General features: G+C 72.6%; 17 protein-coding genes and 1 pseudogene. 9 read left to right on the top strand and 9 right to left on the bottom strand.

The features are described from left to right. Positions 1–9: 9 nt before the first annotated feature. Positions 10–198 carry a CBS domain-containing protein gene (locus OG455_RS04455; protein ID WP_266290417.1) on the top strand — a complete coding sequence of 63 codons (189 nt, stop codon included), beginning with the start codon at positions 10–12 and terminating at the stop codon, positions 196–198. Here OG455_RS04455 and OG455_RS04460 read toward each other — a convergent pair. The 7 genes from OG455_RS04460 to OG455_RS04490 all read right to left on the bottom strand — a co-directional run bounded on the left by OG455_RS04460 (position 180) and on the right by OG455_RS04490 (position 6,676). Then, on the bottom strand, positions 180–1,001 hold the full coding sequence (locus OG455_RS04460) for an ABC transporter permease (protein ID WP_266290419.1): 822 nt from the start codon (positions 999–1,001) through the stop codon (positions 180–182). The genes OG455_RS04455 and OG455_RS04460 overlap by 19 nt on opposite strands. Further along, positions 998–1,978, bottom strand: coding sequence for an ATP-binding cassette domain-containing protein (locus OG455_RS04465; protein ID WP_266290420.1), 981 nt, complete (start codon positions 1,976–1,978; stop codon positions 998–1,000). The genes OG455_RS04460 and OG455_RS04465 overlap by 4 nt, the downstream gene beginning before the upstream one ends. Positions 1,979–2,088: 110 nt before the next feature. Beyond that, positions 2,089–3,465 carry a Ni/Fe hydrogenase subunit alpha gene (locus OG455_RS04470; protein ID WP_266290421.1) on the bottom strand — a complete coding sequence of 459 codons (1,377 nt, stop codon included), beginning with the start codon at positions 3,463–3,465 and terminating at the stop codon, positions 2,089–2,091. Then, entirely contained in the window at positions 3,462–4,250 is a 789-nt protein-coding gene (locus tag OG455_RS04475) for an oxidoreductase (RefSeq protein ID WP_266290422.1), read from the bottom strand. Before OG455_RS04475 ends, OG455_RS04470 begins: the two co-directional genes overlap by 4 nt. Before the next feature lies 1 nt (position 4,251). Then, a complete protein-coding gene (locus OG455_RS04480) occupies positions 4,252–5,070 on the bottom strand; it encodes an FAD/NAD(P)-binding protein (protein ID WP_266290423.1) in 819 nt (272 codons plus the stop codon). Further along, entirely contained in the window at positions 5,067–5,528 is a 462-nt protein-coding gene (locus tag OG455_RS04485) for a cyclic nucleotide-binding domain-containing protein (RefSeq protein WP_266290424.1), read from the bottom strand. Before OG455_RS04485 ends, OG455_RS04480 begins: the two co-directional genes overlap by 4 nt. Next, positions 5,525–6,676 (bottom strand): 4Fe-4S dicluster domain-containing protein, encoded by a 1,152-nt coding sequence (locus tag OG455_RS04490; protein WP_266290425.1) that lies wholly within the window; start codon positions 6,674–6,676, stop codon positions 5,525–5,527. The genes OG455_RS04485 and OG455_RS04490 overlap by 4 nt, the downstream gene beginning before the upstream one ends. 174 nt (positions 6,677–6,850) lie before the next feature. Between OG455_RS04490 and OG455_RS04495 the strand changes: the two genes are divergently transcribed. Continuing rightward, a complete protein-coding gene (locus OG455_RS04495; protein WP_266290427.1) occupies positions 6,851–7,354 on the top strand; it encodes a hydrogenase maturation protease in 504 nt (167 codons plus the stop codon). Between the two features lie 240 nt (positions 7,355–7,594). After that, positions 7,595–8,452: a universal stress protein gene (locus OG455_RS04500; protein WP_266290429.1), complete on the top strand. Its 858-nt coding sequence runs from the start codon at positions 7,595–7,597 to the stop codon at positions 8,450–8,452. A gap of 24 nt (positions 8,453–8,476) precedes the next feature. Here the strand turns inward: OG455_RS04500 and OG455_RS04505 are convergent, their stop codons facing one another. Both OG455_RS04505 and OG455_RS04510 read right to left on the bottom strand, forming a co-directional pair. Beyond that, entirely contained in the window at positions 8,477–9,163 is a 687-nt protein-coding gene (locus OG455_RS04505; RefSeq protein ID WP_266290431.1) for a pyridoxamine 5'-phosphate oxidase family protein, read from the bottom strand. A 289-nt stretch (positions 9,164–9,452) separates the two neighbouring features. Beyond that, on the bottom strand, positions 9,453–10,091 hold the full coding sequence (locus OG455_RS04510) for a hypothetical protein (RefSeq protein WP_266290433.1): 639 nt from the start codon (positions 10,089–10,091) through the stop codon (positions 9,453–9,455). 571 nt (positions 10,092–10,662) lie between these two features. On the opposite strand from OG455_RS04510, the gene OG455_RS04515 reads away from it, so the two are divergent. The 6 genes and pseudogenes from OG455_RS04515 (at position 10,663) to OG455_RS04540 (ending at position 18,839) form a co-directional block, all read left to right on the top strand. Further along, a complete protein-coding gene (locus tag OG455_RS04515; protein ID WP_266290435.1) occupies positions 10,663–11,427 on the top strand; it encodes an MIP/aquaporin family protein in 765 nt (254 codons plus the stop codon). A gap of 369 nt (positions 11,428–11,796) precedes the next feature. Next, on the top strand, positions 11,797–12,678 hold the full coding sequence (locus OG455_RS04520) for a universal stress protein (protein ID WP_266290437.1): 882 nt from the start codon (positions 11,797–11,799) through the stop codon (positions 12,676–12,678). Positions 12,679–12,993: 315 nt separating this feature from the next. Next, positions 12,994–14,136 (top strand): annotated as a pseudogene (locus OG455_RS04525) (phosphoketolase); the annotation flags it as partial. Positions 14,137–14,890: 754 nt separating this feature from the next. Continuing rightward, positions 14,891–16,720: a hypothetical protein gene (locus tag OG455_RS04530; protein WP_266290439.1), complete on the top strand. Its 1,830-nt coding sequence runs from the start codon at positions 14,891–14,893 to the stop codon at positions 16,718–16,720. A gap of 320 nt (positions 16,721–17,040) precedes the next feature. Next, entirely contained in the window at positions 17,041–18,162 is a 1,122-nt protein-coding gene (locus OG455_RS04535; RefSeq protein ID WP_266290441.1) for a hypothetical protein, read from the top strand. Positions 18,163–18,512: 350 nt separating this feature from the next. Further along, entirely contained in the window at positions 18,513–18,839 is a 327-nt protein-coding gene (locus OG455_RS04540; protein ID WP_266290443.1) for a MazG-like family protein, read from the top strand. Positions 18,840–18,896: the final 57 nt, after the last annotated feature.

The raw sequence follows: 18,896 nt of genomic DNA on the forward strand, positions 1-18,896 counted from the left end.
CAGGACGTGATGACCCGCCAGGAAGTCCGTGTCACAGCCGGCACCGGCTTCCAGGAGATCCTGACCCTGCTCACCGAGTTCGACATCACCGCCGTCCCGGTGGTCGACACGGACGACCACCCGATCGGCACATCGGCACATCGACACATCGGCGAACAGGACGCCTGGGCGGGTCCGCCCTACACGGCCCTTCGGTAGAACCACACCCCCAGCGGCGCGAAAACGGCGACGATCCCCGCGTCCCAGGCGAGCGCCTGCCACACCGCAGCGCCGGCCGGGCCGCCCAGGACCAGGATCCGGACCGCTTCAGCGGTCTGCGAGACCGGCTGGTGGTTCGCGAAGGCCTGCAGCCAGCCGGGCATGGTGTGCACGGGGATGAACGCGGCGGAGGCGAAGACCAGCGGAGCGAGCACCGGGAAGGCGGCGGCCTGCGCGGTCTCCGGGTCGCCTACCGCCATGCCCACCACGGCGAAGATCCACGACATCGCGAAGCCGAACGCGAGCACCAGCAGCACGCCGCCGAGGAACGCCAGGACACCGGCGTGGATCCGGAAACCGAGGGCGAACCCGACCGCGGTCATCAGCGCCACCACGAAGACGTTGCGCGCCAGGTCGGCCGTGGTCCGCCCGACCAGCACGGCGGAGCGCGCCATCGGCAGCGAGCGGAAGCGCTCCATCAAGCCGGTCTGCATGTCGGTGGCCAGGCCGATCGCCGTGTTCATCGAGCCGAAGACAGCGGTCTGCACGAAGATCCCCGGGATCAGGAAGTCGACGTAGGAGACCCCGGGCGGCAGCGACGGGCCGACCACCCCGCCGAAGACGTAGCGGAACATCAGCACGAAGACGAGTGGCTGGATGGTGGAGAACACCAGCAGCCGCGGCACCCGGCGCAGCGCGATGAGGTTGCGCCAGGCGACCGCGAGGCCGTCGCGGACGGTGGCGGCGATCCGGTGGCCTGGCCGCCCTGCGGCGAGGCCGCGGGGGGCGGTGTTCACGGTCATGACGGGCCTCCGGTGGTGGCCGGGTCGGCGGAGGGGCCGGGCTGTGTGCGATGGCCGGTCAGGGCGAGGAAGACGTCGTCGAGGCTGGATTCGCGCACCCAGACGGTGCGCGGTGCGAGTCCGTCGGCGTCCAGCAGGTTCAGGATGCCGCGCAGCAGTCCGGAAGCGTTCCTGGAGGTGAGTGCGAGCCGCGCGCCCCCGATCTCCGGTGTCTCTCCGAGCCGTTCCGCGATGACGGCCGCGGCCTTCACCGCGTGGCTCCGGTCGCCCATGTCCAGTTCGATCACGGTGTTGCCCAGGTCGGCTTTGAGGGCGGCGGGGGTGTCGTCGGCGATGACCCGTCCCTCGTCCACGACGACGACCCGCTCAGCCAGTTGGTCCGCCTCCTCCAGGTACTGGGTGGTCAGCAGGACGGTGGTTCCGTCACTCACCAGTTCGCGGATCAGCTCCCACAGGGCGTTGCGGCTCTGCGGGTCCAGGCCGGTGGTCGGTTCGTCCAGGAAGAGCACCGGCGGTTCGGGAACGAGCGCGGCGGCGACGTCGAGACGGCGGCGCATCCCGCCCGAGTAGGTCCGCACCGGGCGGTCGGCGGCCGCAGCGAGGTCGAAGCGCTCCAGCAGGGCGGACGCCCGCGGACGGGTCCGCGAACGGGGCAGCTGGGTCAGCCTGCCGATCAGCCGCAGGTTCTCCCGCCCGGTCAGGTTCGGATCCACGGCCGCGTACTGGCCGGCCAGCCCGATCAGCCGCCGTACCACCGTGGCCTCCCGCACCACGTCGTGCCCGAGCACCTCGGCGTGTCCGGCGCTGGGGCGCAGGATCGTCGTCAGGATCCGGATCACGGTGGTCTTGCCCGCCCCGTTGGGTCCCAGTAGCCCGAAGACCGCTCCGGGACGGACCTCGAAGTCCACCTGGTCCAGGGCGACCACCGAACCGAACCGCTTGCTGAGACCGGCGACCTTGATGGCGGCTCGCTCCATGGGCTGCCCCTCGGTCGACGTGGCGGTTCGCTCCTGGCCGAACTCACCGGGGCCCTTCCATTCTCGCCTCGCACCGTCCTCGCCGCAGTGGCGACCCGGACCTGGAATGGTCAGCAGTTCCCGGCGCGTTCGACGGTGAGGTCGAGGAAGTGGGTCGAGCAGGAGATGCAGGGGTCGTGGTTGCGGATGGCCCGTTCGCACAGGGCGGTCAGCTCGGCATCAGCGGCGTCGCCGCGGTCCAGGCGGCTCTGGACCTGGCGGCGGAGGTCGTCCTCGATGGCACCCTGGTTCTGTGCGGTCGGCGGGACCAGGACCGCGTCGGTGACCGTCCCGGACGGGTCCAGGGTGTAGCGGTGGTAGAGCAGGCCGCGCGGTGCCTCCGTCGCGCCGTGGCCGGTCCCGGCCCGCGGAGGGACCTCGACGTACGGGCTCGGCGCGGGCTCGTAGGCGTCGACGATGCGCAGGGCCTCGTCGACGGCGTACAGGACCTCGACGGCGCGCACCACGATGCTGCGGTAGGGGTTGCGGCACACGGCGCCCTGCCGGGGGTCGCCGAGTCCGGCGTCCTGGGCGGCCTGGAGGGCGATCGGGGAGAGCAAGCGGCCGCTGACGGCGTAGCGGGCGAGCGGGCCGGTCAGGTGGCGGCGGCCGTCGAGCCGGGAGTGCAGGGCGGTGGAGTGCGGCACCTGGTGCTCGACGACGTGGTCGCCGAAGGCGCGCAGAGGGAACGTGCGGGTGGGCAGTGCGCGGTCGCTGTCGCGGGCCGGGCCGGTCGTGCCGGGGGCGGGCATGACGGTGGGGGTGCCGGACTCGATGGCGTAGCGGTCGGGTTCGGCCAGGGCGAGCAGGTCGTGGTCGCAGTCGGCGTCGGGGAAGTCGAAGCCGGCCACCCACCGCACGGTCTGCTGGGCGTCGTCGCGGGCCCGGCGCAACTGCTCTGCCAGTGGGCGCAGTTCGGCGGTGGTGGGCAGGCGGTGGAAGCCGCCGAGGCGGACGTTGACGGGGTGGATCGCGCGGCCGCCGAGGAGTTCGAGGATCGCGTTGCCGGCCTGCTTGAGGCGCAGGCCGCGCTCGACGTCGGTGCGGTGGGTGCGGGCGAGGTCGACGGCGCCGTCGGCGCCGAGGAAGTCGGGGGCGTGCAGGAGGTGGACGTGCAGGGTGTGGCTCTCGATCCACTCGCCGCAGTAGAGCAGGCGGCGCAAGGCGGCCGGTTGGCCGGTGACGGTGACGCCGCAGGCGTCCTCGATGGCGCGGCAGGAGCTCAGCTGGTAGGCGACGGGGCAGATGCCGCAGATCCGGGAGGTGAGGTCGGGTGGCTCGGTGTGGGCGCGGCCGCGCAGGAACGCCTCGAAGAAGCGCGGGGGTTCGTAGATCGCCAGCCGGGCCCCGGTGACGGTGCGGCCCGCCAGTGCGAGGTGCAGTGCGCCCTCGCCCTCGACGCGGGCGAGTGAGCCGACGTGCAGGACGCGGGTTCCGCGGTGGGTCACGGTTCCAGTTCCTTCCGGGCTGCCGTGTCGAATTCGGGGGCGGCGGCGTTGAAGGTGCGCAGCACGCGCACCACGGCGAGGGTGTCCATGCCCTCGCGGTGCAGGAGCGGGACGAAGGCGGGGAGGTTGGTGGAGTCGCTGGGGCCGAAGCAGCCGTAGCAGCCGCGTCCGTAGGTGGGACAGATGGCGCCGCAGCCGGCGTGGGTGACCGGGCCGAGGCAGGGGGTGCCGTGGGCGACGGTCACGCAGACCGTGCCGCGTTGCTTGCACTCGAAACAGACGCTGTGGGCGGGGACGTTGGGGGTGCGGCCGGCCAGCTGGGCGGTGATGACCTCCAGCAGTTGGCGGCGGTCGATGGGGCAGCCGCGCAGCTCGAAGTCGACGGGGACGTGCGCGCTGATGGGGGTGGAGGTGGCGAGCGTGGCGACGTAGTCGGGTCTGGCGTAGACGACGGCCTGGAACTCGGCGACGTCCGCGTAGTTGCGCAGGGCCTGGACGCCGCCGGCGGTGGCGCAGGCGCCGATGGTCACCAGGCGGCGGGAGACGGCGCGGATGTGGTGGATCCGTTCGACGTCCTGCGCGGTGGTCACCGAGCCCTCGACCAGGGACAGGTCGTAGGGGCCGGGTGCGGTCGCGCTGGAGGCTTCGAGGAAGTGGGCGATGTCCAGTCGCTCGGCGAGCGCGAGGAGTTCGTCCTCGCAGTCCAGCAGGGTGAGTTGGCAGCCGTCGCAGGAGGCGAACTTCCAGACGGCGAGCTTGGGGCGCGGGCGATCGTGCGGGGCCATCTCACAACTCCCGTACCAGGAGAAGGGGTCGGGCGCGGGTCCAGCTGACGACCGGGCCGTCCCGGCAGAGCAGCAGCGGGCCGAGCTGGCAGTGCCCGCAGTGCCCGGTGCCGCAGTGCATGGTGCGCTCCAACGAGACGCGGATCCGCTCGGGCTCGACGCCGCGCTGGACCAGGTCGTCGGCGGTGGCCCGGATCATCGGTTCGGGGCCGCAGACGAAGGCCGTCGTCGTGCGCGGCTCGAAGACGGCCCGGTCCAGCAGGGTGGTGACCACGCCGACGTCGCCCTGCCAGCGGTCGTCGGCGCGGTCCACGGTGGTCAGCACGCGGGCGGCCGCATTCCAGGCGGTCAGCTCGGCGGGGTAGAGCAGCTCGCGGGGTTCACGAGCTCCGACCAGGACGTTCAGCCGCCCGTACCGTCCGGGTGCGGCGAGCGCGGCCAGGACGAGCGGGCGCAGCGGCGCCAGGCCGATGCCGCCGGCCACCACCAGCAGGTCGCTCCCGGCCGCTCCGGGCAGGCCCCAGTCGGTGCCGAACGGTCCGCGCACTCCGACGGTGGCTCCGGGCCGCAGCGCACGCAGGGCACCGGAGATCGCGCCGACCGCCCGGACGCTGTGGGTCAGGCGGTTCCCGTCGATGCCGCAGACGGAGAGCGGCACGTCGCCGACACCGAAGGCATAGACCATCGCGAACTGGCCGGGGGCGAAGGGCGGCAGCGCCGTGCCGACCGGCTCCAGCGCGATCGTGGCGGTGTCGGCCGTGTCGTCACGGCGGGCCACCACCCGGTAGGGCAGCGGGACGAGGGAGGGAGTCGTCATCATCTCGCCGCCCCGGTGTCCGGCGGCCCGTACAGGTCCAGCAGGCGGGTGCGGGTGGCCTTCAGCCGCCTGGCGATCACCCGGGCGGCGCCGTGGGTGATCGCCAGGCCGAAGGCGGGGTCGTCCGCGCAGGCCGCGCGGACCCTCGGCGCGTCGAACTCGGCGGCCAGCAGCGCACTGCGGACCTGTGCGCCCAGGTGCCAGCGATACGGTTCGAACAGCCATGACCAGCCCAGGAGTTCACCCTCCCCCAGGGTCTCCACGACGGCCCCGCGACGGCCGGGGACGTGGATGTCGAGGGCAACCGACCCGGAGCGGACGATCCAGAAGCGGTCGGCCGCGCCGTCCTCCTCGAAGAGCCGCACCCCGGCGGGAAAGGAGACCTCGCGCGCCAGCCCGAGCAGGCGCGCTCGATGGGCCGGCGCAAGAGCGGCGAGGAAGCCCGACGCCGCGGTGGTCACCGCGCCCCCTCTCCCGCGCCGCTCTCCCGCTCGCGGTTCAGCGCGTGGGCCTCCTCGGTGATGTCGATGCCGACCGGGCACCACACGATGCAGCGCCCGCAGCCGACGCAGCCGGAGCTGCCGAACTGGTCGTACCAGGTGCCGAGTTTGTGCGTGGCCCACTGCCGGTAGCGGCTGTTCGAGGAGTCGCGGACCGGGCCGGTCGGCAGGTGGGAGAAGTCCCGGTCGAAGCAGGACTCCCAGTGCCGCCAACGCTCGGCGTGGTCGCCGGTCAGGTCCGTGACGTCCTCGACGGAGGTGCAGAAGCAGGTCGGGCAGGCCATCGTGCAGTTGCCGCAGGTCAGGCAGCGGGCCGCGACATCGTCCCAGCGGTCGGCCGTGAGCGTCTCGCGCATCAGGACCTGCAGGTCCACCAGCGGCATGCTGCGGCCCATCCGGTCCGCCGCCTCGGCCACCCGGTCCCGCGCGGCGGTGCGGGTGGCGGTGTCGGCCACCCGCGTGGGCAACTCGGCCAGCACCGCCTCACCCTCCGGGCTCCCGGCCCGCACCAGGAAGCGGTGGCCGTCGGCGTCGACCACCTCGGTCAACGCCAGGTCGTAGCCGGGCCCCACCGCCGGCCCGGAGCCCATGGACACACAGAAGCAGGTGGCCCCCGGCTCGGTGCACTCCACCGCCACCAGGAACGCCCGCTCCCGGCGCCCGCGGTAGGCCGGATCGCTGTACGTCCCGCCGGTCAGCACCCGGTCCTGGATCGCGATGGCCCGCAGGTCGCACGGACGCACGCCCAGGAAGGCGTACGACGGCGGCACGCTCGCGTCCGCGGTCATCACCAGCTCGCCGTCCGCAGCGCGGTCAGCGGTCCACTGCCGCACGCGCGGCGGGTGCAGGAACGTCTTCCAGGACTGCGGGCCCGCACTGTGCGCGAACGCCGCACCGTCCTCGCGCGTCCGCAGCCGGTACACGCCGGCCTCCAGCTCGACGCCCCATCCGTACGGCAGGTCCGCCCCGCCGGAGAGCTCGGCGAGCACAATCGCCCCGTCGCGGACGGTCGGGCCGACAACGGTCCGACCGCGAGCGACGAGGACCCCGATCAACGCGTCCAGGCCGTCCTTTCCGAGCACCGCTGTCGCACCGTCGTCGTCCGCCATCTCCGACCTCCCGACGCCGATCACGCTGTCCGGGCCAGTATGTGCACGGACCGGAACGCGGATGCGGGCCGACGGGCTCCGCTGTGGCCCAGGTGGCGGTGGACTTACCCCGGACGGACCCGCTCACCCCGCGCGCAGGACTGACCCGGGCGACGGGCGGGAAGGGCGACACCCATGAGCAGAGCAGCGCGGACCGCCGTCATCGGGGTCGGGAACGAGTACCGCCACGACGACGGCCTCGGCCCGGCCGTGCTGACCCGACTCGCCCGGCGGGCCGAGCAGCAGCCGCTGCCGGGCGGGACCGACCTCCTGGTCTGCGACGGTGACCCGGCCCGGCTCATCACCCTCTGGGAGGGCGCCGACCTCGCCGTCGTGGTGGACGCCGCCCACGCCCACCCCGGCCGACCGGGCCGGGTGCACCGGCTCGAACTCGACGGCGGACCCTGGTCACCCGCCGCGGCCAGTACCAGCTCGCACGGGCTGGGACTCGGCGAAGCCGTCGAACTGGCCCGTGTGCTGGACCGCCTACCGGGACGGCTCGTCGTCTACGCCGTCGAGGGAACGGACACCAGCCCGGGAACCGGCCTGTCAGCACCGGTCGCCGCCGTTGTGGACCCACTGGCCCGGCGGATCGCCGACGAGATCGCGTTCCATCACCGCCACGGCGATCGCCGATGAGCCGGCACCGGTTCGTCGGGAGCAGTGCGGGCGCGGCGGGCCCTGATTCGCCCGCCCGCCCGGCTCGGCGGCCAGGGCAGGACAGGATGAGAGCAGGACAGCAGCCTGTCGCGGCGTGACGATCAGAAGGACGACAACAGCCGACGGAGGCCGGCCACGTTGACCGCAGAGGCCGGTGGGCGACCTCGGTAACGGCAGTTACCCGCATATCGAGATATCGAGATATCGAGGGAGAAGCAGATGAGACACCCGGTCATCGTGGGAATCGACGGCACGGACGCCAGCCACGACGCGGTCGGCTGGGCCGCGGAGGAGGCCCGTCTGCGCGGCGTGCCCCTGCACGTCCTGCACGCATGGCTCGGCGAGACGCTGCACGCGCCCGCCGGGCAGGTGACCCGACAGACCCGCGACACCGGCGAGGAAGCCCTCGGGGCGGCACGCGAACAGGCCCGCATGCACAGCCCGGGTCTGGAGGTCACCACCGAGCTGGCCGACGACTACGCGCGCGAGGCCCTGCTCACCGCCTCGGAGGAGACGGATCTGCTGGTCCTCGGAGCCCGCGGCTCCGGGGGGTTCTCGCGCCTGCTGGTCGGCTCGACGAGCCTGCACCTGTCCTCCCACGCCCTGTGCCCGGTCGTCGTGGTCCACCCGCGAGACGCCCGGTCGACTCCCGGCGGCGTCCTGGTGGGTGTGGACGGCGAGCAGTACGGCGAGGACGTGCTCACCTTCGCCTTCGAGGCCGCGAGCAGGAGGAAACTGCCGCTGCAGGCCGTGCACGCCTGGAGCTATCCCCTGGTCAGCGGACCGGGCCACAGCTTTCCCGCGGTGTACGAGGACGAGCACGTCGCCGCCGAGCGGGAGCGGCTGCTGGCCGAGGCACTCGCGGGGACACGGGAGAAGTACCCCGACGTGGAGGTCGCGGCGATCGCCGTCCGCTCCAGCGCGGCCAAACTGCTTGTCTCCCTCTCCGAAACCCATCAGTTGGTGGTGGTCGGGCGCCACGGTGCGGTACGCGGGCCCCTGCGGCGTCTGGGCTCGGTGAGCCAGGCGGTCGTCCAACACGTGCAGTGCCCGGTCGCCGTGGTGCCCGTGGGGTGAGCGGCCCTGACGGCCCTGCCCCGCTCAGACCGGGCGAATGATCCGGCCGGTGACGCGGGTCGGCTCGATCCGCACCCAGAGGTCACGCTTGCCACCCGCCCAGGGCTGCGCTGCGGACTCCTCCATCAGGCGCTGGACAGCTTCGGGCTCCGTGACGTACTCGACCGTCCCGACGACCACGACGCTCCACCCTCGACTGCGGGCCTCATCGATCTGGTCGACTTCGAAGGCCACCTCTCCGCCCGGCTCAGCCGCGGTCACGGTGCCGGGGGCCGTGCGGTAGACAACCGTTCCGCCGAGGACGGTGTAGTTGACCGGGACGACGGTCGGCCCGCCGGACGTGGAAAGCGCCAGGCGGCCGACCCCGTGCGTGCCGAGCCGGTCGCGGCACTGCTCGGGGTCCAGTTTCCACAGTGCCTGGCCGGGTGCCGCGTCACCCTGCCCCGGCGGGCCGTCACCACTGCCTTCCAGCAGCTCCCGTGGCGTCGTCTCCAGAGCTGCCGCCAGTCGGTGCAGGCCGACGCCGTCGAAGTCGCCGCCGAGTTCCTCCAGAAGCTGGAGGTAACGCGGCGCCATGTCGGCCCGTGTCGCCAGTTGCTCGTGGGTGAGTCCGAGTTGCCGGCGGCGCTGCCCCACCCGCAGCGCGAAGCCACTGCGGCTGCCCGTCGGCGAGCCACCGGGCCCGTCGGACGGCGTGGTGTTCTCGCTCACGACCGATCACCTCCTCCCACCGAGCATGACACCGGTAGCGCGACGAGGCCGTACGGGGGCAATCGTGACGAACACCGGCGTCGGCGTGTCCACCGACAGCCGCCGCGGTGGTCCGGCCAACCTCGCCGCGTGCCCGCTGACGGGCCGACCTGGCCGCGGAGCGTCTCGGAGTCGTGACCGAGATCGACGTAAAGGCGACGCTTCGCGCCGAACTCGGCGAGGAGAATGGAGGACTACCTGGTCCTCGGCGCCTGCAACCCCACTCGCACGAGGTCGGGGCCCTGAGCGTTCAGCACTCGCCGTTCTCCGGGCGGCGGCCGCGCCCGGACCAGAGCGGCTCGACCTGCTCCCAGCCATGCTCCCAGCCGCACTCGGCCCGCCGGTCGAGCACCCGACGGCGTACGGCGTAGCCGGTCCAGACCGCCGCTCCTGTCACGGCCAGGACAACGAGGCCGTCCATTCCGGCAGTCGTCTCCAGCCGGCCGTCGGGTAGCGGCGGCGCGGCCGGATTTCCGCTGTCGTCGACCCAGAGCGGTACACGGACCCCCGGCGCGGTTCCGGCCGGTACGGGGACGAAGCCTGTCCGGTGGTCGGACTGCGGGTAGTCCCAGGCCGCCTTCGCCGACGTGGCGGTCGACGCCGGATCGTCGCCGCCCACCGTGGCCAGCGTGGTGGCGGTCACCTGATGGCGGTGCTGGGCGGTCCGGTGGGCCTGTGCCACCATGCCGTCCATCCGGGTCAGGGCGAGCAGCGTGCTGAAGGCCACGCAGAGCGCCAAGGTCACCATGATGGTGAGCAGCAGGCGACTGCGCGCCCGGTCGACCGGGCGGCAGAGCGGGCTGTGGTCCTGCCCAACGGCGCGCCACAGCTGACGTGCGAGAGGCGTGCGGGAGTAAGGGTGCCGGTGCGAGACAGCTGCGGCGGGCATGGCGGCGCCTCCTCGGTGCTACGCGGTTCCTGTAGCGCTCACCCTCAGCTTGTTGCGCCGGCTCGTGCGGTCCATAGGGTCCAGCGGTGCCGAAAGGTGGGCCGGTGGGCCCGACCAGGCCGTGCGTCAGGGGATGTGGCTACCCGATCGACGGCCCGGGCCGCATCCAACGACTCGGCCGGCCGACCCGTCGCGGTCACCCACTGCGATCAGCCGTCCCTGGTCCGGCCCTCGGAGGCGTCATCGCGGTGGCTCGAGCCGAACTCGACGCGCAGCCGATCTCGCCGCTTCCGGCCGCCCAGCCGCGGGGTGTCAGCCCACGCGCACGCGCCTGTTCGTCGAGCACGCGGCGCCGGCAGGATGGAGAGCCGTCGGCCGTTTCCGCGTTCCAGGGGCCGCGCTCCGGTCAACCGGTCCGGGGGCGGCTCCCGCAGCGGCCATGGGAACGCGCGGCTCCGGGGTTCTGCGCTCCAGGGCCGGACGGCTGACCTCCTTCTCGATTCCGCGCGCCTTCGGGCCGCGGTGCGCGCATGGTGGAGGTCGGAGGTGGGCGAGGTCGGAGGTGGGCGAGATGGCCGTGGACCGGCAGGCGCGCCGGCGGCGACTGGCCGCCGAGGGCGTGGGTACCTTCTTCCTGGTCCTGGTCGCCGCCGGCGCGGGCGTGGTCGCCGCCGTCACCGGCGGCACCGTCTCACCGGCGGCGCAGGCCCTCGCGCCCGGCGCCATGGTCCTCGCCCTGATCTACACCCTGGGTGTGACCTCCGGTGCCCACCTCAACCCGGCGGTGACCCTGGCGTTCGCGGCCCGCGGCCACTTCCCGTGGCGGCGGGTACCGGCCTACGTCGGCGCGCAGCTGGCCGGGGCCGTCACGGCAGCAGCGGTACTGCGGGCCATGTTCGGCACCACGGGCCGGTTGGGGGCCAGCCACCCGGGCCCGGGCGTCGGTACGGGCGCGGCGTTCGGTCTGGAGGTGCTGCTGTCGCTCGGACTGATGACGGTCATCCTCGGCACCTCGAACGGGGCGCGGAACATCGGCCACAACTCAGCCATCGCCATCGGCGGCTACATCGCGCTGGCGGGGCTGTGGGCCGGTCCCGCCAGCGGTGCGTCGATGAACCCGGCACGCAGCCTGGCACCGGTGCTGCTCGGCGGACACGGCGGCCCGCTGTGGATCTACCTGCTCGGGCCGCTGATCGGCGCCGGACTCGCGGTTCCGCTCGCCTGGCTGCTGCGCGGCCCGCCCAGCCCGGCGGGCACCCGGGCCGCGCAGGGTGACGACCGGGGCACCGGGGCCGACGGGACCGGCACGGGCGAACTCGGCAGCAGGGCCACGTGATCGAGCCACCGTTCGCCCCGCGGTCCCGAACCCATGGCCGTTCGTCCACGCACCAGAGCCGGTCCGGCCACGACAACGGGGACGTACGGGCTCACGATTGAAGAGCGGCCACCAGTATCGGAGACGACCACGGACCACGGAATCAGCGTCCGGCCCGACCGCCCGTTCAGTGACGCGGTCGAGCGGGTGCGCGGCCGCCTGGGCTCGACGAGCCGGGCCACCGTCCACCACGCGGCCTGCCCGGTCGCCGTCGTGCCCACCTGACCAGCGCCGACCGGACCGCCGGCCCACGTCGCCCGGCGGCGCGCACGATGGCGGAGGGGAACACGCCCGAGGCCGGGGCAGAAGCGGAGGACCACCGTGAACAGAATGATCATCGCTGGATTCGACGTGTCGGCCGAGAGCGCGGCCGCCACCGACTGGGCCGCGGCCGAGGCCTGGCGGCGCGGGTTACCGCTGGAGATCGTCCAGGCCTGGCCCGGCTCACCGGGCAAGTCCCCCGGCACCGGGGAGGCCGAGGCTTGGGGGCGTCAGCGGCTGGCCGATCAGGCGGACCGGATCCGTACCCGCTTCCCCGACCTCGACGTGCTGGCGACGTACGTTCCGGACGACCCGGTGACCGTGCTGGAGGCGGCGGCCGAACGGGCCACGGTGCTGGTGCTCGGCTCCCGAGGCCTCGGCGCGCTTCGCGGTTTCGTGGTCGGCTCGGTGAGCCAGCAGGTGCTCGGCCATGCCCCCTGCCCGGTCGTCCTGGTGCGGGACGACCCCGCGGCGCCCGCCCGCGACCGCTTGGTCGACGGACCGCCACCGACGGCCACCGCGGCGCCAGGAGTCGTCCTGGGACTCGATCTGGATCACCCCTCCGAGCAGGTCCTCGCCTTCGCCTTCGAGGCCGCCGCACTGCGCCGGGTCCCGCTGACCGCCGTGCACGCCTGGGAACCGCCGCCCGGCAGTGAGTACATGACGTTCGCCGCGATCGCGAGCATGGACGAGGAGCTGGCGGCTGACGAACGGCGCCGCCTGGACGGGGCGCTCGCCCCTTGGCGCCAGCGCCATCCGGACCTGCGGGTGGTGACGGAGCTGCTCCGCGGCCATGCCGGGGTCACCCTGGTGGACGCCGCCGCACACGCCGGGCTGCTGGTCATCGGCGCCCGCCACCGCAGCAGCCCGCTGGGGGCGCACCTGGGGCCGGTGGCCCACGCGGTGATCCACCACGTGGGGTGTCCGGTCGCGGTCGTCCCGTCCCGCTGACCCGCGCCCGGCCAGTGGCCTGTCGGGCGACGCGACTTGGCCCGGGCCGTGCTCGGCCACCGCCATCCCGGCGCCGACGGCGGGCCGAAGGTGGTGATCAGCACCGGCGTCGACCGGCCTCAACGACCCTGTCCGCGCGCCGTGCCGAAAAGGACGGTGCAGGACGGAACGAGGCTGCCCCGCAGCCGCCGCACCGAGTCGCCCAGCACCCCGAGGAGACCGCTCCCATGCGCGACACCGACCCGTCGAACGCCGCCACGCTGCCACACCGCCACGCCGCCACGCCGCCACGCCGCCACGCCGCCCGATCATGAACTGCGGGAGCTGGACGCCCACTGGCGTGCCGCGAACTACCTGGCGGCCGGTCAGATCTACCTGCTCGACAACGCGCTACTGCGCGAGCCGTTGACACCGGCGCACATCAAGCCCCGCCTGCTGGGGCACTGGGGCACCTCCCCCGGGCTCAACCTGGTGCACACCCATCTCAACCGGGTGATCGGGCGGCGCGGGCTGGACGCGATCTGCGTCTGGGGTCCGGGGCACGGCGCCCCGGCGGTCCTCGCCAACTCGTGGCTGGAGGGCAGCTACACCGACACCTACCCCGACGTCACCCGGGACGGCGACGGCATGGCGAAGCTGTTCCGGCAGCTCTCCTTCCCCGGAGGTGTCCCCAGCCACGTGGCGCCCGCGACCCCCGGCTCGATCCACGAGGGTGGCGAGCTGGGCTACTCCCTCTCCCACGCCTACGGCGCGGCGCTCGACAACTCCGGCCTGCTGGTCGCCTGCGTGATCGGCGACGGCGAGGCCGAGACCGGACCACTGGCCGCCTCCTGGCACGGCAACAAGTTCCTGGACCCGGTGCACGACGGCGCCGTGCTTCCGATCCTGCACCTCAACGGCTACAAGATCGCCAACCCCACGGTCCTCGCCCGACTGCCCGAAGCGGAACTGGACGGCCTGCTGCGCGGCTACGGCCACGACCCGCTCCACGTCACCGGCGACGACCCACTGACGGTCCACCAGCTGATGGCCGCCGCGATGGACACCGCGATCAACCGGATCGCGGCCATCCAGCAGGCCGCCCGCGCGGACGGCGCCACCAGCCGCGCGCACTGGCCGATGATCGTGCTGCGCACCCCCAAGGGCTGGACCGGCCCGGCCGAGGTGGACGGCAAACCGGTGGAGGGCACATGGCGCGCCCACCAGGTGCCGCTCGACCACGTCCGCGACAACCCCGAACACCTCGCCCAGTTGGAGGCCTGGCTGCGCTCCTACCACCCCGAGGAGCTCTTCGACGAGCATGGGCGCCCGACCCCGCAGGTGCTCGCCTGCATCCCGGACGGCCGGCGGCGGCTGGGGGCGAACCCGCACGCCAACGGCGGCCTGCTTCTCCGCGCACTGCCGATCCCGCCGCTGGAGCATTACGCCATCCCCCTCCCGACACCCCCCTCCACACTCTCAACGCGCTCCACGACCAGTTCCCCGAGGCCAGCCACCGCCTCGCCATCACCGCTGCCAGCCTTGCCAACGAACTTGTGCGACACCACCGTGTCCTTACCGCGGCCGACCCCGAGGCCCACCTACCCGGCCTTGCAAACTCCCTCAACAAACTCGCTGTCAGCCTCAGCAGGGTAGGTCGCCAGGAGGAGGGCCTGGCCGCCAGTCAGGAAGCTGTCGCCATCCGCCGTGTCCTCGCCGAGGCCGACCCCGGCACCCACCTGCCATCTCTCGGCGTGGCCCTCAACAACCTCTCCACCCCGTCATCCACCCATCGGGACGGAGAGCGCAACCCACGTACAGGCAGAGCCGGCGGCACAGCGGGAACGGCTACGGTCGCGCGGCCACGGCGATCGGCGAGCAGGTCACCCGGGCCGCCGGGGACAACGTCCTGATGCCCAACGTCTTCGGCGGCAACGAGCCCGCGGTGTCCCCCTGCACCGCGACCGACCACCGCGACCGGCCACCGCGACCTGGAAGGGGGCCGCTCCCTCGACCCACTCCGGGCGCCGACGCAGAGACCTCGCCCGGCCCGCATGGCAAGCGGACCGCGTCCGGGAGGGTGACAACCCGTCAGGTCGCGCCGGTCCACCGTCAGCGCACACCCTAGCGTGACGGTATGGATACAGAATATGCACCCTCCGTAACCGGGGAGCCGGGCAGGCCAGGCAGACCCGGCCACGCACCGCGGACCGGGCTCTCCGCCGTACTGGTGATGGCACTGGCCATGCTCACCTTCGCCGCCGTCATCTCGCCGGCCGCCGCCGCGCGGCGCGAGGGCGGCAGCGTGACGGTGAACTTCACCAACAACAGCGACCGCGCCCTGTCGCTCGCGACCTTCACCATGACCAGGGGCTGCCTGATCGGTAGCCAGCCGAGCGAGATCGCCGCGGGCACCTCCGCCAGCTGGTCGTCCGAGCCCTGCGTCGGCTCGAACGGCAGTGCGGGCAACGCCTCCTTCCGGGTCGCCGGCGAGAACGTCGGCACGGTGCAGGTGAGCTGGGACAGCCCGACCAGCGGCCCGAACAGCTACTCCCAAACGGCACTGGGCGGCTACGTCATCAGCCACAGCGGCGGCGAGGGCTCGAACCCGACCGTCCAGTTCACCTTCGACTGCAACTCGACCACCTGCGACGGGATCCCCGACGACTGGAAGCGCAACGGCGTCACCATCCTCCCCGGCGACGGCAGCGGCCCGCAGTTCATCGACCTGCCCAAGATGGGCGCGACCGTGAACAAGCCGGACATCTTCGTCCAACTCGACTGGATGGCCGACAAGACCCACAGCCACGCACTCGACCCGCAGGCCATCCGCCAGGTGGTCGAGGCGTTCAAGAACTCCCCGTACAACAAGCACTCGCCGACCACCGGCATCAACCTGCACATCGACGCCGGGCCGAACAGCATCCTCAACTTCGACACCAACGCCACCTGGGGCACGCTCAGCAAGGCGCGGCAGCTGACCGACACGACCAACCTCGGCACCGTGGACGGCAACGGCAACTACCAGTGGGACGCCTTCAGCAAGATCAAGACGGAGAAGGGCGGCTTCGTCAGCTCCGGCCGGGTCCCGGTCTTCCACTACGCGATCTCGGCCGACCACCTGTGGCCCGGCTCGACCACCCTCGGCATCGCCGAGCTCCCGGGCAGTGACTTCATCCTCAGCCTGGGCGCCCTCGCCCCCAACGTCCCCCAGATCGCCGCACAGGCTGTCGACTTCATGCACGAACTGGGCCACAACCTGGACCTGCGGCACGGTGGTGACGCGGACCTCCCGAACTACAAGCCGCAGTACTTCAGCGTGATGAACTACTCGTACTCCGTCCGGGGCCTGACCGCCGGTACGACCACCGGCATCGCCGACTACTCCCGCGACGTCCGCAGCCTGAACGAGGTGTTCATCGACGAGGGCAACTACCCGTTCAGCAGCAAGAACTACGACGTCGTCCACTACTGCCAGAACGACCCGAACGGCCCGTACATCACCACACCGCGGAGCAAAGGCTGGGTGGACTGGAACTGCGACGGCGTCCAGAACCGCGGCGTGGTCACTGCCGACGTCAACGGTGACGGGCAGAAGACACGGCTCTCCGGCCACGACGACTGGAGCGCCCTGCGACTGCGCGCCGGCGGGATCGGCCTGCTCGGCGCCCGCCTCCTCCCCGACCTGCCGACCCCGAACAACGAGCCGACCATGGAGCAGGAGGAGGACGTCCTGCCGCTTGACACCACGCCGCCGGCCACCACCGCCACCACCGACCCGGCCGGTGGCCGGAAGGACTACTTCACGACGGACGTGACCGTCACCCTCAGCGCCACGGACGACATCTCGGGCGTGAGCCGGACCGAGTACAACCTCGACGGCGCCGGCTGGACGGCCTACACCGGCCCGATCACGCTGACCACGGACGGACGGCACGAACTGCTGTACCGCTCGATCGACTTCGCGCAGAACCAGGAGGCCGACCAGTCCCTGACCCTGCGCATCGACTGCGAGCACGGCCACGAGCACGAGCACGACCACCCGTCGGGCCAGGGCTCGTGAGCGTGACGACGGCCACCAACGGCTGAACCGCACCGCCCGGATCCGTCCGTCGCCTCGCCCAGCCCCTGCTCCAGCCGCCCTCTCGCGGAACGGAGCGGGGCTCGGCGTGCCCGGGCGCCCGGGCACTGCCGTGACCGGCCGCCCGCGCTGCTGTCGCGGGGGGACGGTCGCGGACGTGTCGGCGGACGTGTCAGCGGACGTGTCGGTCGATGCCCGCCGGGTCGCGCTCGCCGTCGTGGCCCTCTTCCGGTGTGGCCGAGCAGCACCTAGCCTTCCCTGCGGCAACGCGTCGTGCGCTGCCATGGGGAGGGAAGAAACACATGAAGTCTCGCGCAAAGGCGTTCCATTGGGGCACGGCGGCGCTAGCCGTCGCGGCCCTGCTCGGTCCGGCGGCCGACGTGGCCGCGGCGGCCGGCGCAACCGCGGCAGACGCGCCGGTCACACCGGTCTCCGGCAACGAGGCCACCATCACGGTGGGCGCGGGGGAAGCCACGCCGGCCGTCAGCCCGGACGGCGGCAAGGCCTACGTCGCGGCGGTCGACGGGAACAACCACCTCGTGCTGAACGCGGTCGACACCCAGGCCGACACGGTCATCGGGAAACTCGTGCTGGGCACCTGGCAGGGGAGGCCGTTCATGGCACTCAGCGCGGACGGCTCGCTGCTGTACGTGCTGAACGGGCCGAACCTCAGCGTGATCGACACCGCCTCGCTGGCCGCACTCGCCTCGGTCACCGTGCCGGACCAACCACGCCCGACCGGCTGGTCCGCCGGCACGACCGAGGGACTGGCGCTCAGCCCGGACGGGTCCACCGTCTATGTGGCCCAGAACGGGCCGGAGACCTATCGCCAGGAGGGGCAGGGCCGGGTGCTGGAGTTCGCCACCGCTCAGCGGGCGTTCACCACGCAGATCCAGCTGACCGCCGGCGAGCTGGGCTCGGTGGTGGTCCGGCCGGGCAGCCACGACGTGTATGTCGGCAGCAACGGTGGCGTGTTCCACCTGAACGTGGCCGGCGCCGCACCGAGCCTGGTCGGCACCGTCCCGGGCACCACCACCGCCTACGACTACGAGCTGGCGTTCACCCCGGACGGCACCCGCCTGTTCGCGGTGAACGGCACCGGCAGCGGAGCCGGCGCGCTGATCAACCCCGGGACCGACACCGTCACCACGGCCCTCAGGCTGCTGGCGCCCGACGGTGACCTGGAGTACCCGCAGGTCAGCCCGGACGGCTCCCGGCTCTACCTGGTCAACGAGGACCTCACCAACGGCCCCTCGGTGCTCGCCTTCGACGCCACCACGGGTGCGGCGATCCCGGCCGAGACGGTGAGCGGTCTGGATGAGGACACCGTCGACGGCCTGGCCCTGGGCCCCGACGGCGACACCATGTACGTCACCGGCGGCGTGAGCCCGAGCGGCACCACCCTGCAGATCGTCAACTACTGACGCTGTCAGCCGGGTTGCCCGACCGTGGTCGTCGAGCCGGACGGACGGCCACGGTCAGCTCTTCGGCTCACCGATGGAACACACGCCCACAACCGAGCGGTAACGACACGCGACCGCCCCCGTGCGACGCTGGTAGGTGCGTTCGATGCTCTCGCGCATGATGCCCGCCACCCTGGGGTCGGCGGCGGAGCGCGGCGGGACCAGCGGTCCGCCCTGGGCGCCCCTCGCGGGCGGGCGGCCCGGAGGTCGGCGAGAAATCGAAATGGCCCGGGCTCGCCGAGAACCGCCGAGAACCGCCGAGAATCGCCCGGCTTGATCGACCCGTTCGAACAAGGGCAGGATCCTCGCCCATGGACGAGATCTGGGAGACCGTCAACTTCCTTGCCGACAAGCTTGATTCACACTTCGATCGGAGTGACGAGCAGCGCTGGACCGTACAGGCGCTCAAGCTCCAGGAGGAGGTCGGCGAAGTCGCCGAGGCCGTGATCGGAGCACTCGGCGCCAACCCCCGCAAGGGCCATTCGCACGACTGGGACGACGTGCGCAAGGAGACCTGCGACGTGGCCCTGTCCGCACTGGTGCTGCTCGCCCGCATGGGAGGCGACCCCCGCCGGTTCTTCGCGGAGCACCTGCGCGCCGTCGCCGCCCGCTCCGAGAGCGGGGGCACCACGACGTGAGCACCGGCGCGAAGCCCGCCCGGGGACGCACAGGGTCGAGCTCCGCATCACCGAACC

Origin of the sequence: Kitasatospora sp. NBC_01287 (assembly GCF_026340565.1) — a bacterium.
Classification (GTDB): Bacteria; Actinomycetota; Actinomycetes; order Streptomycetales; family Streptomycetaceae; genus Kitasatospora.